General features: G+C 51.4%; 11 protein-coding genes. 2 read left to right on the top strand and 9 right to left on the bottom strand.

Translation table 11 applies throughout. The features are described 5' to 3' along the window. Positions 1–51: 51 nt before the first annotated feature. The gene (gene uvrA, locus AC5LIL_RS04300) at positions 52–2,925 is read right to left on the bottom strand and encodes an excinuclease ABC subunit UvrA (RefSeq protein ID WP_214785853.1); all 2,874 of its coding nucleotides are present in this window, start codon (positions 2,923–2,925) and stop codon (positions 52–54) included. Beyond that, entirely contained in the window at positions 2,926–4,896 is a 1,971-nt protein-coding gene (uvrB, locus tag AC5LIL_RS04295; RefSeq protein WP_499825018.1) for an excinuclease ABC subunit UvrB, read from the bottom strand. A gap of 451 nt (positions 4,897–5,347) precedes the next feature. Between uvrB and AC5LIL_RS04290 the strand changes: the two genes are divergently transcribed. Both AC5LIL_RS04290 and glpK read left to right on the top strand, forming a co-directional pair. Next, positions 5,348–6,055, top strand: a complete 708-nt coding sequence (locus AC5LIL_RS04290; protein ID WP_214746002.1) for an MIP/aquaporin family protein — start codon at positions 5,348–5,350, stop codon at positions 6,053–6,055. A gap of 28 nt (positions 6,056–6,083) precedes the next feature. Beyond that, positions 6,084–7,601, top strand: coding sequence for a glycerol kinase GlpK (gene glpK, locus AC5LIL_RS04285; protein WP_214785855.1), 1,518 nt, complete (start codon positions 6,084–6,086; stop codon positions 7,599–7,601). Positions 7,602–7,666: 65 nt separating this feature from the next. Here the strand turns inward: glpK and AC5LIL_RS04280 are convergent, their stop codons facing one another. From AC5LIL_RS04280 to cccB, 7 genes are all read right to left on the bottom strand, one after another. Next, positions 7,667–8,806, bottom strand: a complete 1,140-nt coding sequence (locus tag AC5LIL_RS04280; protein WP_214785857.1) for a PDZ domain-containing protein — start codon at positions 8,804–8,806, stop codon at positions 7,667–7,669. Positions 8,807–8,849: 43 nt separating this feature from the next. Next, a complete protein-coding gene (locus tag AC5LIL_RS04275) occupies positions 8,850–10,253 on the bottom strand; it encodes a S41 family peptidase (RefSeq protein WP_271305288.1) in 1,404 nt (467 codons plus the stop codon). 101 nt (positions 10,254–10,354) lie between these two features. Beyond that, positions 10,355–11,695 carry a murein hydrolase activator EnvC family protein gene (locus AC5LIL_RS04270; protein ID WP_499825016.1) on the bottom strand — a complete coding sequence of 447 codons (1,341 nt, stop codon included), beginning with the start codon at positions 11,693–11,695 and terminating at the stop codon, positions 10,355–10,357. A gap of 23 nt (positions 11,696–11,718) precedes the next feature. Next, positions 11,719–12,621, bottom strand: a complete 903-nt coding sequence (gene ftsX / locus AC5LIL_RS04265; RefSeq protein WP_499825015.1) for a permease-like cell division protein FtsX — start codon at positions 12,619–12,621, stop codon at positions 11,719–11,721. Next, positions 12,611–13,297 carry a cell division ATP-binding protein FtsE gene (gene ftsE / locus AC5LIL_RS04260; RefSeq protein WP_499825014.1) on the bottom strand — a complete coding sequence of 229 codons (687 nt, stop codon included), beginning with the start codon at positions 13,295–13,297 and terminating at the stop codon, positions 12,611–12,613. The genes ftsX and ftsE overlap by 11 nt, the downstream gene beginning before the upstream one ends. Positions 13,298–13,651: 354 nt before the next feature. After that, positions 13,652–15,259 (bottom strand): BCCT family transporter, encoded by a 1,608-nt coding sequence (locus tag AC5LIL_RS04255; RefSeq protein WP_499825013.1) that lies wholly within the window; start codon positions 15,257–15,259, stop codon positions 13,652–13,654. Positions 15,260–15,372: 113 nt separating this feature from the next. Beyond that, complete coding sequence (gene cccB, locus AC5LIL_RS04250) at positions 15,373–15,708, bottom strand: cytochrome c551 (protein ID WP_012726941.1); 336 nt, start codon at positions 15,706–15,708, stop codon at positions 15,373–15,375. Positions 15,709–15,725 lie beyond the last annotated feature (17 nt).

The following is a 15,725-nucleotide window of genomic DNA, read 5'->3' as shown; positions in this document are numbered from 1 at the left end:
TTCAATTTGGTTGCACGTCAATTACCTTCCCGTTTCTCACCATTTCTATACTTATTTCTTTTTTCCTGCTTTTGGTTTCACGCGAGCCGCATCTCGTTCGAGCACCGGCTTCAAATACTTGCCGGTATACGAACCTGACACTTCGGCGACTTCTTCCGGCGTTCCCGTCGCGACGATGAGTCCGCCGCCGTCCCCGCCTTCTGGTCCGAGGTCAATCAAATAATCGGCTGACTTGATGACGTCGAGGTTATGTTCGATGACGAGCACCGTGTCCCCGTTCTCGACGAGGCGCTGTAGCACTTTCAACAAGCGGGCAATGTCGTCGACATGAAGACCTGTCGTCGGTTCGTCCAAAATATAAATCGTCTTCCCGGTCGAACGTTTATGAAGCTCCGAAGCGAGTTTGACACGCTGGGCTTCCCCGCCGGAAAGTTCAGTCGCTGGCTGACCGAGTTTCATATAGCCAAGACCGACGTCATAGATGGTCTGAATCTTTCGCTTGATTTTCGGAATTTTGTCAAAGAATTCGAGCCCTTCCTCAATCGTCATATCGAGGACATCGGCAATCGTCTTCCCTTTATACTTCACTTCGAGCGTCTCGCGGTTATAGCGTTTCCCGTGACAGACTTCACATGGCACGTACACGTCCGGCAAGAAGTGCATCTCGATTTTGATGATTCCGTCCCCACGGCACGCTTCACAGCGTCCGCCTTTCACGTTGAAACTGAAGCGCCCTTTCTTATAGCCGCGCATCTTCGCTTCGTTCGTCGAGGCGAAGACGTCACGGATGTCGTCGAAGACGCCCGTATACGTCGCCGGGTTTGAACGCGGTGTACGCCCGATTGGAGATTGGTCGATATCGATGACTTTATCGATATGCTCAAGACCTTCAATCTTCTTATGTTTCCCTGGCTTCGCTTTGGCACGATTCATATTGTGTGCGAGCGATTTGTAGAGAATCTCGTTGATGAGTGTCGATTTCCCAGAACCGGATACACCCGTCACGGCGACGAACATCCCGAGCGGAATCGAGACATCCACATCTTTCAAGTTGTTCTCTTCCGCCTTGACGATCTTCAAGAACCGTTCGTCCGGCATCTTCCGTTCAGCCGGGAGCGGGATGAACTTCTTCCCGGCAAGGTATTGACCCGTGAGCGAGTTCTTGTTTTTCATCAGTTGCTTCGGCGTCCCTGCAGCGATGACTTGTCCACCGTGCTCCCCGGCACCCGGTCCGATATCGATCAAATAATCGGCTTCCATCATCGTATCTTCATCATGCTCGACGACGATGAGCGTGTTGCCGATGTCTCGCATCTGTTTGAGCGTTGCGATCAAGCGGTCGTTATCCCGTTGATGAAGACCGATCGACGGTTCATCGAGGACGTACAAGACACCTGTGAGACGTGAACCGATTTGCGTCGCAAGTCGAATCCGCTGGGCTTCTCCACCTGAGAGGGTTCCCGCGGCACGAGACAGCGTCAAATAGTCGAGACCGACGTTATTCAAGAAGCTGAGTCGCTCTCGAATCTCCTGCAAGATAAGACGGGCGATGGCGATATCTTTTTCACTGAGCTGTTCATTCAGTCCTTCGAAGAACGCGAGTGCATTCACGACAGACTTTTCCGTCACTTGTCCGACGTGCTGGCCGGTGATCTTGACGGCGAGTGACTCTTCTTTCAAGCGATAGCCGTGACATGTCGGGCAGGCGTGGGTCGCCATATACATCTCCATCTGTTCGCGGATGTAGTCGGACGTTGTCTCCCGGTAGCGTCGCTCGATGTTACGGAGCACCCCTTCAAAGAAGATTGTGTTCGTCCGGACCTGACCGAAGTCGTTCTCATAACGGAAGAGGAATGACTCTTCCGAAGAACCGTTCAAGACGAGGTCCTGGTCACGTTTTGACAGACGTTCGAACGGCACGTCCATGTCGATGTTGAAATGCTGGCACATCGCCGCCAACAGTTGCGGATAGTACTGGGAACTCGTCGGTTGCCATGCAGCGACCGCCCCTTCTTTTAACGTCTTCGATGGATCAGGGATGACGAGTTCTGGGTCGACGTCTAGTTTCGTCCCAAGACCATCACACGTCGGGCAAGCCCCGAACGGTGAGTTGAAAGAGAACATACGTGGCTCGAGTTCTCCAATCGAGAATCCACAAATCGGGCAAGCGTGGTGTTCGCTGAAAAGAAGCTCGGTCCCGTCCATCTTGTCGATGATGACACGTCCGTCGGCGAGGCGTAACGCCGTCTCGAGAGAGTCGGCAAGGCGCCCTTCGACGTCAGGTCGGACAACAAGACGGTCGACGACGACTTCGATCGAGTGCTTCTTGTTTTTGTCGAGCTCGATCTCATCTGTCAGTTCGATGGTCTCTCCGTTCACGCGGACACGGACGAATCCTTCTTTCTTCAACGAATCGAACACTTTGACGTGCGTTCCTTTACGACCTGACACGATCGGTGCCAAAATCTGAAGTCGCGTCCGTTCCGGCAATTCCATCACCTGGTCGACCATCTGCGAAATCGTCTGACTCGAGATCTCGATACCGTGGTTCGGACAGACCGGTTTCCCGATTCGTGCGAACAAGAGTCGGAGATAGTCGTAAATCTCTGTCACCGTTCCGACGGTCGAGCGCGGGTTTCGGCTCGTTGTCTTCTGGTCGATCGAGATGGCCGGACTTAAGCCTTCAATCGTATCGACGTCCGGCTTATCCATCTGTCCGAGGAACTGACGAGCGTACGCAGATAAACTCTCGACGTAGCGTCGCTGCCCTTCCGCATAAATCGTGTCGAACGCGAGCGACGACTTCCCGGAGCCGGACAAGCCCGTCAAGACGACGAGCTGGTCACGTGGGATATCGATGTCGATATTTTTTAAATTGTTGACGCGTGCCCCTTTGATGACAATCGCATTTTTCTTTTCAGCCATTTAATTCCCTACCTTCAACTCCAAGATTAAGTCACGCAATTCGGCCGCACGCTCGAACTGGAGATCGCGCGCCGCTTGCTTCATTTCTTCTTCTAGTTTGGCAATTGCCGCCTCGCGTTCGGCCGGCTTCATCGTACTGAGCGATTCGAATGCCTCTTCTTCGGCCTCGACCGTCGCTCGGATGACACCACGGACGTCTTTTCGAATCGTCTGTGGCGTAATGCCATGTTCTTCATTATATGCTTGTTGGATTGTCCGACGACGATCCGTCTCTTCGATGGCTCGTGCCATCGAATCGGTCATCTTGTCCGCAAATAGGATGACGTGTCCGTTCGCATTACGGGCCGCCCGTCCAATCGTCTGGATGAGCGAACGGTCGGAACGGAGGAATCCTTCCTTATCGGCATCGAGAATCGTCACGAGACTGACTTCCGGAATGTCGAGCCCTTCTCGTAACAAGTTGATTCCGACGAGCACGTCATATTTCCCGAGACGAAGGTCACGGATGATCTCAATCCGTTCGAGCGTCTTGATCTCGGAGTGCATATAGTTGACCTTGATTCCCGCTTCACGCAAGTAGTCGGACAAGTCTTCTGCCATTTTCTTCGTGAGTGTCGTCACGAGAACGCGCTCGTCTCGCTTGATGCGTTCGCGAATCTGGTCCATCAAGTAGTCGATTTGTCCTTTGATCGGATGAATCTCGATGGTCGGGTCGAGTAACCCTGTCGGACGAATGATCTGCTCGATCATGTTCGGTGTATGTTCGAGCTCGTACGGACCTGGTGTCGCCGAGATGAAGATCGCTTGTGACAATTTTTTCTCGAACTCATCGAATTTGAGCGGACGGTTGTCCTTCGCAGAAGGAAGACGGAACCCGTGGTCGACGAGCACTTGTTTCCGCGCCTGGTCCCCGTTATACATCCCGCGCACTTGCGGGAGCGTCACGTGTGACTCATCGGCGACGAGGAGGAAGTCTTCCGGGAAGTAGTCGATCAATGTATACGGGGTCGAGCCCTCCGGCATCAAGTTCAAGTGTCGCGAATAGTTCTCGATGCCTGAACAATACCCCATTTCACGCATCATCTCCAAATCGTAATGCGTTCGCTGCTCAAGACGCTGTGCCTCAAGTAGCTTCCCTTCTTCACGGAACTTCTCGAGCTGCTCCTCGAGTTCCGCTTCGATGTTGACGATTGCTTTTTGCAGTTTCTCGTCACGCGTGACGAAGTGGGATGCCGGGAAGATGGCGACATGATCACGGTCCGCGATGATTTCACCCGTCAACGGGTCCATCTCACGGATCCGGTCAATCTCGTCCCCGAAAAATTCGATGCGCATGCAGTGTTCGTCACGTGACGCCGGGAAGATTTCGACGACGTCCCCACGTACACGGAAACGTCCACGCTGGAAGTCGATATCGTTTCGTTCATATTGAATGTCGATGAGCTTACGAAGCATCTCATCACGACCCATCTCTTTACCGACGCGGAGACTCAATACGAGACTGCGATATTCTTCCGGGTTACCGAGACCATATATACAGGAAACGGATGCAACGATGATGACGTCATCCCGCTCGAAGAGAGCCGACGTCGCCGAGTGACGCAGCTTATCAATTTCATCGTTGATAGAGGCATCCTTCTCGATGAACGTATCGGTCGAAGGCACGTACGCTTCTGGTTGATAATAGTCATAGTAACTGACAAAATATTCGACCGCGTTGTTCGGGAAGAACTCTTTGAACTCGGAATACAATTGACCAGCGAGCGTCTTGTTGTGAGCCAGGACGAGTGTCGGCTTCTTCACTTCTTGGATGACGTTCGAGACGGTGAACGTCTTCCCTGTTCCGGTCGCCCCGAGGAGTGTCTGATAACGGTCACCCCGATTGACGCCTTCGACAAGTTGTCGAATCGCTTCAGGCTGGTCACCTCCTGGTTGAAATTCAGATTGTAATGCAAACGGAATCGATTCCATAAGATACTCCTCACCTTCTCATTTCATAGTGTCTTGATTATACCATAGACACGAACAAATATTCGCTTATTAGCTTACATACACATTTAAGCCTTTTCTCTTATATATCATCATTTCTTTTTCCTTTACTGTCTCAAAAGAAACATCAAATCTTGTTGCACTTAACCTTCGAGAAACGCTTCACAATCATTTTTGTAGCATAGAACACGGAAAGTCGGATCCTGGACCTTGTTCCTATTCAATTGAAATTCCCATGATTTTTAAAAAGGATGTCAAAATCATTTACATGTCGCTCTCTATCTGACTCTTTGTGTGAAGTTTACAGGTGTAAATGTGAACATTTGTAGGCAAAAAGTAGGATTTTTGAAAAACACTGTTTTAAAACGCTTACATTTTGGGCATATAATGAAGTGGTAAGTCAAATTGCATAAGGGAGAAAGGGGAGTATCACATGTCAGCATTTGTAAGTGAAATTATCGGTACGATGCTATTGATTCTGCTCGGTAACGGTGTCGTCGCCGGCGTCGTCCTCCGCCATTCCAAAGCGGAAAACTCTGGCTGGATTGTTATCACCATGGGTTGGGGTCTTGCCGTTATGGTCGGGGTCTACGCAGCCGGTATTTACGGAGGCGCACACATCAACCCTGCCGTCACGATTGGTCTCGCGACAGCAGGCGAATTCCCATGGGCCGATGTCCCACTCTACATCCTTGCTCAGTTTATCGGGGCGTTCATCGGGGCATGTTTGGTATATGTCCACTACAAGCCGCATTACGATGCGACGGACGATCCAGGCTTGAAACTCGCAACGTTCTCTACTGCACCAGGTATCCGAAGCACACCGTACAACTTGATTGGTGAGATTATCGGAACATTCGTCCTCTTGTTCGCGTTGTTGTCATTCGGGGCAAACACATTCGCAGATGGACTCAATCCGCTCATCGTTGGTTTCTTGATCGTCTCAATCGGTCTCTCGCTCGGTGGTACGACGGGATATGCGATCAACCCGGCACGTGACCTTGGGCCACGTATCGCGCACGCCATTCTTCCGATTAAAGGAAAAGGATCTTCAGACTGGGGCTATTCATGGATTCCAGTTGTCGGTCCGATTATCGGTGCTGTCATCGCCGCACTCGTTTACGGCATTCTCGTCCCTTAACACATAATTTTGAAGGAGGAAATCACATATGGCGAAAGAAAAACGTTATATTTTAGCATTGGACCAAGGAACGACAAGTTCACGGGCAATCATTTTTGATCATGATGGAAAAATCGTCACAGTCGCACAGCGCGAATTCAAACAATACTTCCCAAAACCAGGCTGGGTTGAGCATAACGCCAATGAGATCTGGGGTTCTGTCCTCGCCGTTATGGCGGAAGCGTTCGGTTCGGCGGATATCGACCCGAATGAAATCGCAGGAATCGGGATCACGAACCAACGTGAGACTGCGGTCGTTTGGGAGAAAGAAACAGGACGTCCTGTTTATAACGCGGTTGTTTGGCAATCACGTCAAACTGCTGATATCTGTGAAGAGCTAAAAGCGGCAGGTCACTCGGACATGGTTCGTGACAAAACGGGTCTTCTCATCGACGCCTACTTCTCAGGTACGAAAGTCAAATGGATTTTGGATAACGTCGAAGGCGCTCGTGAGAAAGCCGAGAACGGTGAACTTCTCTTCGGAACAATCGACACATGGCTCATCTGGAAACTCTCAGGTGGTAAAGCCCACGTGACAGATTATTCGAACGCATCACGTACACTCATGTATAACATTTACGAACAGAAGTGGGATGACGAGTTACTCGACATCTTGACGGTACCGAAATCGATGCTTCCTGAAGTCAAGCCTTCGAGTGAAGTCTATGCGAATACGATCCCGTATCACTTCTTCGGATTTGAAGTACCGATTGCCGGAGCCGCAGGTGACCAACAGGCTGCCTTGTTCGGTCAGACGTGCTTCGAAAAAGGTGAAGGAAAGAACACGTACGGAACGGGTTGCTTCATGCTCATGAACACGGGTGAAGAAGCCGTCAAATCGGATCACGGTCTATTGACGACAATCGCGTGGGGCTATAACGGAAAAGTCGAATACGCGCTCGAAGGTTCAATCTTCGTCGCCGGTTCGGCAATTCAGTGGCTCCGTGACGGATTGCGGATGTTGAAATCCGCGAAAGACTCGGAACAGTATGCGACGCGAATCGAATCGACAGAGGGCGTCTATGTCGTACCTGCCTTCGTTGGTCTCGGTGCACCATATTGGAACTCTGACGTACGTGGTGCCATCTTCGGTCTCACACGCGGAACGGAGAAAGAACAATTGGTCCGTGCGACGATCGAATCACTCGCTTATCAGACACGTGATGTCCTCACGTCAATGGAGAACGATTCAGGCATCAACTTGAAGACACTCCGCGTCGATGGTGGAGCCGTCAGCAACAACTTCCTCATGCAGTTCCAATCGGACATCCTCGATGTACCGGTCGAACGTCCTGAAGTAAGTGAAACGACTGCACTCGGTGCCGCCTACTTGGCAGGTCTCGCCGTTGGTTTCTGGAAAGACCAAGCAGAAATCAAAGACCAGTGGAAACTCGACAAGAAGTTCGAGCCAAACATGGACGAGTCTCATCGCGAAGCACTGTACAAAGGTTGGCAACACGCTGTCGAAGCAACGATGGCATTCAAACCATCAAAACTTGACGTATAAGTGGCAAGGGCATCCTCACGGGTGCCCTTTTTGTATGCAAAAAAAGAGTACCCGTATGGATACTCTTACAATTTACGAAGTCGGACACGTGGGCTCGTCGGCTCCCCGACGAACAAGATACCGAGTTCGTGTGGATCGGTCTCATACATCGCCCGTTGAACGAAACGGATATCTCCGTTCAGATTCAACACCTCGAGCTTGATGTACGGTTTATGTTGCTGGAGCGCCTCATAAAAACTGTGCCCTCCCGTGATGATCGTCCCATTCACTTTATAGATGGATTCACCTGGGATAAGCTGCATCGCCTCTCCTGGTGAATTCGGAAGCGTGTCCACGATGACCGCCCCACGATTTCCATTGATGAAGACAGGTGTCGTACCGCGATTCTCTCGTTTGATCCACTGAAGCCCAAGTTCATAAAGAACGAACAAGGCGAACAGCGCATAGTCGACATACGGGATCTCCCATACATACGAGAGACCGAATAGACCGAGAGCGATCAAGGCGAGTACCCCGCGATAGTTGCTCAATCGTGCGAGAAGCGTCCCCGGTAACGCACCGGTCGACAGTAAACTGACCCCGATCGGAATCGGAAGAATGATCGGCACCATGGGCCAGTCGAGGCCGAACGTCGGTGGCAAGAAGACGACGAGCGGGAAAAACCAAATGCGTTTGACGACATGCCCCCCGATGAACTGACCACGTTTCGATAAGATCAGCGTCGGCGACGTCTCTTTGGGTCCGTTCCAGCGCAAGAGAATCGCTTCCGCGAGTGTGACGAGTCCGAACGTGAGCGCGTAGACCGTCCAATCGACCCGAGCGAGCTCTCTCACCCAATCACTGAGCGCCCCGTAAGAGACGACATCTCGCAACATGACGACCGCGAACAAGACAAGGAGCGGAAGCACCGGATTGAAGAATCGCGGATGCATCGTCAACACCACGAGCGTATAGAGCACCGTGAACGAGACGGCCCATTCAAACGTGATGGTCGTCTCAAGTAGAATCGTCGCGGCCGATGAGAGGACCGCTAGAAGAAGACTCGGCCAGATGAAATGCTTCCATTCCGACTTCGGCGAGCGTCGTCTCGAACGAAACATGGCTCGTTCTCGTTTGACTCGTGTCATCGATATGTATGTAAGGGCGACGAGTGTCACCCAAAACAGCGGACTACCTAACAACGTCAATAAAGCCGTAACACTCATTCGTACAACTTCCACGCGGTCCAACCCTTTCTTTCATTCAACGTTATTTTGCGGCTTCTTCGAGCGCCCGGTTCAATTGGGCATCGTTCGCCTCATCTTGAATCGCCTCGAGCAATTTCGATTCGAGCGCCGAAGCTGTCTCTTCATCGACTGTCCCAGAAGCCTCGAGACCATTGTCTGTCTGGAATTCTTTCACGGCGTCTGCCATCGTGTCACCATAGTACCCTGGTTGACCGCCTGGCTCATAACCGATTCCTGTCAAGATTTTATGCAAGTTCGAGACGGCATCGCCGTAATCCCCGACTTTCAGTGACTCTTCTTCTGTCAACACACGGGTCACATTGAAGAAGTCCGGTTGTTTCACTTCGATGTCCGGCTCAATCCCTTTTTTATTGATCCAGTTCCCGTCCGGCGTGAGCCATTTGCTCGTCGTCAACTTCAAGTTGCTGCCATCTTCTAAATCGAATGCCGTCTGGACGACGCCTTTTCCGAACGTTTTCGTCCCGATGATTGTTGCGCCTGCCCCTTCTTTCATCGCACCCGTCAAAATCTCAGATGCCGAGGCAGAGCCCTCATCCGTCAAGACGAATAACTCATATGGTTTCGCTTCGCGGGCGCGACCGTTCTGTGCATCACGGTCCCCGTCCGCATTTTCGATTTGAACGACCGGTTTTGATGTCGGTACGAACCCTTCCGACATCTCGATGACGGCCGGCAAGAGACCACCTGGGTTTCCACGTACGTCGATAATCAAGCTGTCGATATCTTCTGACTCGAGTTGTTCGAGTTGTTCAAGAAACTCATCGGCCGTCGGTTCTGAGAACTGCGTCACTTGCAGATAGCCGATTTTTTTGCCGTCTTGCTCTTTCACTTCTGAGAATACTGTTTCAATTGGAATCGTATCACGCGTAATCTCATAATCCGCCGTCTGACTGCCACGGCGAATCGTCAACGTGACGGTCGTCCCTTTTTCCCCTCGGATGAGCTGGACAGCTTCTTGTACGTCCATCCCTTCAATCGACTCCCCGTCGACCGCCGTGATGATATCACCAGGACGAAGGCCCGCCTCCTCGGCTGGAGCGCCTTTGATCGGAGCGACGATTAAGATGTCTTCTCCTTTCTTCTCCAAAGTCGCGCCGATTCCTTCAAAACTCGATTCAATCGAGTCTGTAAATTGCGATGTTTCTTCCGCATCCAAGAAATCCGAATACGGGTCATTGAGTGCTGCCGTCATACCATCGAGCGCACCGGTCAATAAATCCTCTTCCGAGATGTCTTGTAACGAATGTTCCTCAATCAAATCACGCACTTGGTCGACTTTATCCCAGCCTTCCGCATTCGTCTGAATCGGAAGTGATGTGTCTGTAAACGCCATCGTCGCAAGGCCTGCACCGGCCCCAGCCACGAACGTTGTGCCAGCGAGTAGTCCTGCGGTTGAATTTTTCACGGGTTGGTCCCTCATTTCTCTTTGTAAGTCTTTTCATTAGTATAGCAAAAACGAGAGGAAAAGCGGACGCGTTCCACATATTTGGGACGCGTCCGCTTTAGTCAGTATCCAATATACGGGGCTGGGTCAATCGCATTCGGTTGTCCCGGTGCCCATTTTCCTCGATGTAACTCAAAATGGAGATGCGGTCCAGTCGACCAGCCGGTATTACCGAGCGTCCCGACTGTCTGTCCTGCTGTGACTTGTTGACCGGCACCGACCGTGATCGCATCTAGATGGGCGTAGACGGTCGTCCAAATCTCTCCGTTCATGACGTGGGAGACGAAGACGACGTTCCCATATCCGGTCGCCGGAGCCGCCTTGATGACCACACCTGGCGCACTCGCGACGATTGGTGTACCTGGGGCATTGACGAGGTCGATGCCTCGATGACTCTCAGGCACGCCTGTCAACGGATTGTTCCGTGGACCGAACGGGCTCGAGACGTAACCGGAAACGGGACGGACGAAACCAGTTGAGGTGGACACGTTCGTCGGCGTTTCTTCCGGCGACGCTGGCGGTGGCGTCACTTCAGGTGCCGCGACTTCCGTCTCCGCTTCCCGCGCCTCTGCTTCAGCGCGTGCCTGTTCTTCCGCAGCGCGTGCCTCGGCTTCTCGCTTCGCACGTTCTGCCGCTTCAGCGGCTTCTCGTTCAGCTGTCGCGATTGCCTCAAGCTGTTCACTGATGATCCGGTTCTGTTCGGCCATGACGGCTTGTTCTTCGCTGCGCGTCATTTTTTCGAGTTCGAGCTGCTCGACTTGTTCGTTCAGTTCGACCAACAAGTCACGTTTCTTTTCGGCCGTCCGGTCAAGGTCTTGTTTCGTAATGACGAGCTCACGCTCTTTTTGTTTGATAAAGGAGAGCTGGGTACGCTGTGTCGTCTCTAACGACTCGAGACGTTCCATCTCACTCATATAATTATGTATGAGCTCCCGGTCCTGCTCAGCGATCGTGCGGGCCGTCATGACCCGAGTCACGAAATCGCCGAAGGAACGGGACTCAAAAATGACTTGTAAATAAGAAGAATCTTCATGCACTTGTAAGACGCGAAGGCGCTCGTTTAACAGTTCCTTCTGACTTTCCAAGTATTCTTCCTGAACAGAAAGTTGTTGGCGGGTCGCCTCGAGCTCTTCACGGGCCGTATCGACCTCGTGCTGTTGAATCGCGATTTGTTCACTCAAATCATTCAAGCGGTCATCGACGACGAGAATTTCCGTCTGCACGGCGTCCCGTTCTGCCTCGGTGACCTCTAGCTCGGCATCCGTCTCGGCCTGCGCTTTTTTCGACTCCTCCAATTCATTGGACAGTCGGTCTTGTCGAGCTTTTAACGTGTCTTTCTCTGTCGCCATGACCGGCATGGCAAGTAACGATACACACAACCCTAGCGCAAGCGAACGTTTCATCCGCCAACTCCTCCTTATTTAAGTTAGATTTTCAAGAAGCGACCGAGCGATGTCGTCGATCCCCAGATCCCGATGAACGCACCGAGTGCAAGTAAGACGAGCGATACTTGTACCGTGAGCATTGATGGATCAATCAACTTAAATATATCACTATTCAATTGATCAAGCGATGGTTGTAAAGCACTATATGCGACGTCATATCCGAAATAAATGACGAGAATCGGGACGAGAGCACCAAGCATACCGAGAAGCAGTCCTTCGATAAAGAACGGCCAGCGGATGAAGCTGTTCTTCGCTCCGACGAGTCGCATGATTTCAATCTCACGACGACGTGAGAAGATGGTCATCTTGATCGTGTTCGAGATTAAGAACATCGCCATCAATGTCAATCCGACGATCAACGCGAGTCCACCGATGCGAATCCCGTTGAAGAAGGCAAACATTTTGTCGATGTAGTCTTTTCCGTACTTCACATCATCGACATTTTCGAGTGAACCGACCGACTTGGCCACTTCCTCTAATTCTGTCGGGTCTTGCGCTTTGACGATATAACGGGCGTGGAGCGGGTTGTCTTTCTCAACCGTTCCGTATGCTGCCGCATCGTCCCCGAGTTGGGTTTGGAACTTCTGCAATTCATCCTCTTTCGAGCTGAACGTGACCGTCGAGACGCCTGGTACCTGTTCAATGTTCTGTCCGAGTTTCTCTACCGAGTTCTCATCCGCTGTCCGGGTGATGAACACTTGAATCTCGACATCGTTCTCAACGTTGTCTGAGATCTCATTGACGTTGAACATGACGAGTGCGAAGACACCGACAAGCAACAAGGTGATTGTCACGGCACTAATCGCCGCAAACGACATCCATCCATTACGAAGTGTTCCTTTGAACCCTTCACGCAAATGGCGCAATCCAGTCTTAAATATCATAGCCATATGCTCCTTTCTCTTCATCGCGAACTACTTTCCCATTCTCAATCGCGATGACGCGGTGACGAATCTTATCGACGATGTCACGGTTGTGCGTCGCCATGACGATCGTCGCTCCGCGGCGGTGAATTTCCTCAAACACTTCCATAATGCCCCATGCCGTTTCCGGGTCCAAGTTCCCCGTCGGCTCATCGGCGATGATGAGTTTTGGTTTATTCACAATCGCCCGTGCGATTGAGACACGTTGCTGCTCTCCGCCTGAGAGTTCATCTGGATAGTTGCGCGCCTTGTTTTTCAATCCGACAAGGTTCAACACATCCATGACTTGTTTACGAATCGACGTCGCGTCTGCCCCTACGACTTCCAATGCGAACGCAACGTTCTCATAGACAGTGAGTGTCGGAAGCAATTTGAAATCTTGGAAGATGACGCCGAGTTGGCGGCGCAACTTCGGTACGTGCCGGTCTTTAATTTTTCCGACATCTAGTCCGTCAATCAACAATTGACCGGCCGTCGGTTTCTCCTCACGATAAATCATCTTCATGAAGGTCGACTTTCCGGCACCAGAAGGCCCGACCACATAAAGGAACTCGCCGTCGCGAATCTCTAGATCGAGGTCATCCATGGCTACGACGCCGTTTGGATATACTTTACTGACTTTTTGCATCGAGATCATAACGTATTCCCTACCCTTTTTAAAATATTTTTATGCATCTATGACGAAGTTGAATCAATTGTTTTAGTTACTGTATATTTCGCCTAGAGTCTTTTTTACAGGAAACGGCTCCCTCTGTCAAGGTGTCCTGTTTTATTGTTCGCCTGGTCAAAAAATCATCTAGGGCATAGTTGAAGCGACTACAATTATATCAATCCAACTTTTAAAAGACCATTACAGGAGTGTTTCAGTTCGATTGAGTTCGGTGGGAAAATGTCGCGAAGAACCTCGCCTTCTCTATATGTATGAAAATGTTGAAACCGCATTTCAAAAAGGGTGTTCCTGCGGGAGCACCCTTCACGATATCGTCAATAATTAGTCATGCGGTTTTTCTTTCAATGCGTCAAACGGAGACTTTTTGCGCTTCCGATATTTGATATGGATCGTCGACGACTCATAATCATCGGATGCTCGGATATCCCGACTCGACACCCGGACGAACGACCAGGCCAGGAGGAACATGATAAAGATCAACGGGAACCCACCGACGATACTCGCCGTCTGTAGCGTATCAAGTCCACCGAGGAACATGAGCGTGAGCGGCATGATCGCAAGTGCGAACGCCCAGAAGAGACGGTTCCAGACGATCGGCTCGTCCTCGACATGTTTCTGTGTGACCGATGCCAAAATGTAAGACGATGAATCGAACGTCGTCGCCAAGAAGATGATGGCGAGAAGCGTGAAGACGCCGACGACAACCTTACCGAACGGCAACTGGCTGATGATGGCGATGATCGTCGGGGCCGGTCCATTTGCCGCCATATAGCCGACGACATCGAACGTGCCGCTCAAGTGGAGGTACAGTCCGTAGTTCCCGAGAATCCCGAAGAACAGGATACATCCGAGCGTCCCGTACACCATTGTCCCGAAGATCATATTCCGAATCGTCCGGCCGCGCGAGATGCGGGCGACGAACAGTCCGACGAACGGTGCGTACACGAGCCACCATGCCCAATAGAATACAGTCCACGACTCAGGGAACCCCGTTGTCGTGAATCCGCCGAAGTCACCGAACGGTTCCATCCACGTCGCCATGCGGAAGAAGTTGTCCATGACAATCCCGACTCCGTTGAATGTCGTCTCCAAAATGAAGCGTGTCGGTCCAAAGATGAAGACGAACGTTAAAATCCCGAGCGCGAGCCAGATGTTCAAGTCACTCAGTACTTTGATTCCGCCCTTCAGTCCGATATATGAACTGACGGCAAAGATGACGGTACAAATCAACATGATGACGGCTTGCATACCGAGCGTGACCGGAATCCCAGTCAGTTCGTTGACCCCTTCGGCAATCATCGGTGTCCCGAGCGCGAGCGTCGTCCCGGCACCGCCTAATAATCCAAAAATGAATAAGATATCAATCAATTTACCGAGTGGGCCGTCCGCCCATCTGCCAATCACGGGACGTACCGCTTCACTGACTTTCAATACTGACTTTTTACGCACATAGAAGAAATAGGCGATCGGCAGTGCCGGTAACGTATAGATTGCCCAGGCTATCGGTCCCCAATGGAACATGCCGTATGCCGTCGACCACTGAATCGCTTCAGGTGACTCAGGTGTCAGCCCGAACGGCGGTCCTTGATAATAGTAGACCCATTCGATGACTGACCAATACAGGATACTCGACCCGATACCGGCAGCAAACAACATCGCCGCCCACGAGAACGTGCTGAACTCGGGTTCTTCATCTTCACGACCTAACTTGATATGACCATTCTTACTGAAGGCAATGAAAATCAAAAATCCGAATGCACCTAAGCCCATCGCTAAGTACAATACTCCGAAGTTAGAGGTCATGTATTCGTTCGCCGCCCCGACCCACGCCTTACCAGTCTCCGGGAAGAAAATGAGCGGTAACGTCACCCCTAACAGTAGTACAAACGAGCCAATAAAAGTCGGCCAGTCAATCAACTTCGTCTTCAATTGTCCTCACTCCATTTCCATAACGTCTACTACTACCCTAACAATAATTCCCCAAGCAATAACACCCAAAACAAAAAAGCACGAGGTAAATGCTCACCTCATGCTTCCGTGTCTTATTTTTTCTCAGCGAGCCAAGCGGCAACTGCCGTGATCTCTTCATCGTCTTCGAGGACGTTCGCAGGCATCGCGCCTTGACCGTTACGAATGACGTTTTCAATCTCTTCTGCCGACAGACGAGCACCGACTTGCTCGAGTGACGGACCACTCATTCCTTCAAGGTTCGCACCGTGACATGCCGCACAGTTTTGTGCGTATACCGCTTCCGCGTCAACCGATGCCGTGTTCGAGCCCGAATCCCCGTTGCTCGACGTGTCCTCTTCTTCGCCGCCGCCACATGCGCCGAGTGTCAGCATGGCGCCAAGGCCGATGGCCATCATCCATTTTTTCATAACCACGTTCCCCTCCT

The organism is Exiguobacterium sp. RM11 (assembly GCF_059821525.1).
This window is presented reverse-complemented; position numbering and strand designations above follow the sequence as displayed.

What these genes read in the sequence shown, in the direction of transcription:
- uvrA (WP_214785853.1), bottom strand. Translation starts at nt 2,925, where the DNA reads ATGGCTGAAAAGAAAAATGCGATTGTCATCAAAGGGGCACGCGTCAAC.
- uvrB (WP_499825018.1), bottom strand. Translation starts at nt 4,896, where the DNA reads ATGGAATCGATTCCGTTTGCATTACAATCTGAATTTCAACCAGGAGGT.
- AC5LIL_RS04290 (WP_214746002.1), top strand. Translation starts at nt 5,348, where the DNA reads ATGTCAGCATTTGTAAGTGAAATTATCGGTACGATGCTATTGATTCTG.
- glpK (WP_214785855.1), top strand. Translation starts at nt 6,084, where the DNA reads ATGGCGAAAGAAAAACGTTATATTTTAGCATTGGACCAAGGAACGACA.
- AC5LIL_RS04280 (WP_214785857.1), bottom strand. Translation starts at nt 8,806, where the DNA reads ATGAGTGTTACGGCTTTATTGACGTTGTTAGGTAGTCCGCTGTTTTGG.
- AC5LIL_RS04270 (WP_499825016.1), bottom strand. Translation starts at nt 11,695, where the DNA reads ATGAAACGTTCGCTTGCGCTAGGGTTGTGTGTATCGTTACTTGCCATG.
- ftsX (WP_499825015.1), bottom strand. Translation starts at nt 12,621, where the DNA reads ATGATATTTAAGACTGGATTGCGCCATTTGCGTGAAGGGTTCAAAGGA.
- ftsE (WP_499825014.1), bottom strand. Translation starts at nt 13,297, where the DNA reads ATGATCTCGATGCAAAAAGTCAGTAAAGTATATCCAAACGGCGTCGTA.
- cccB (WP_012726941.1), bottom strand. Translation starts at nt 15,708, where the DNA reads ATGAAAAAATGGATGATGGCCATCGGCCTTGGCGCCATGCTGACACTC.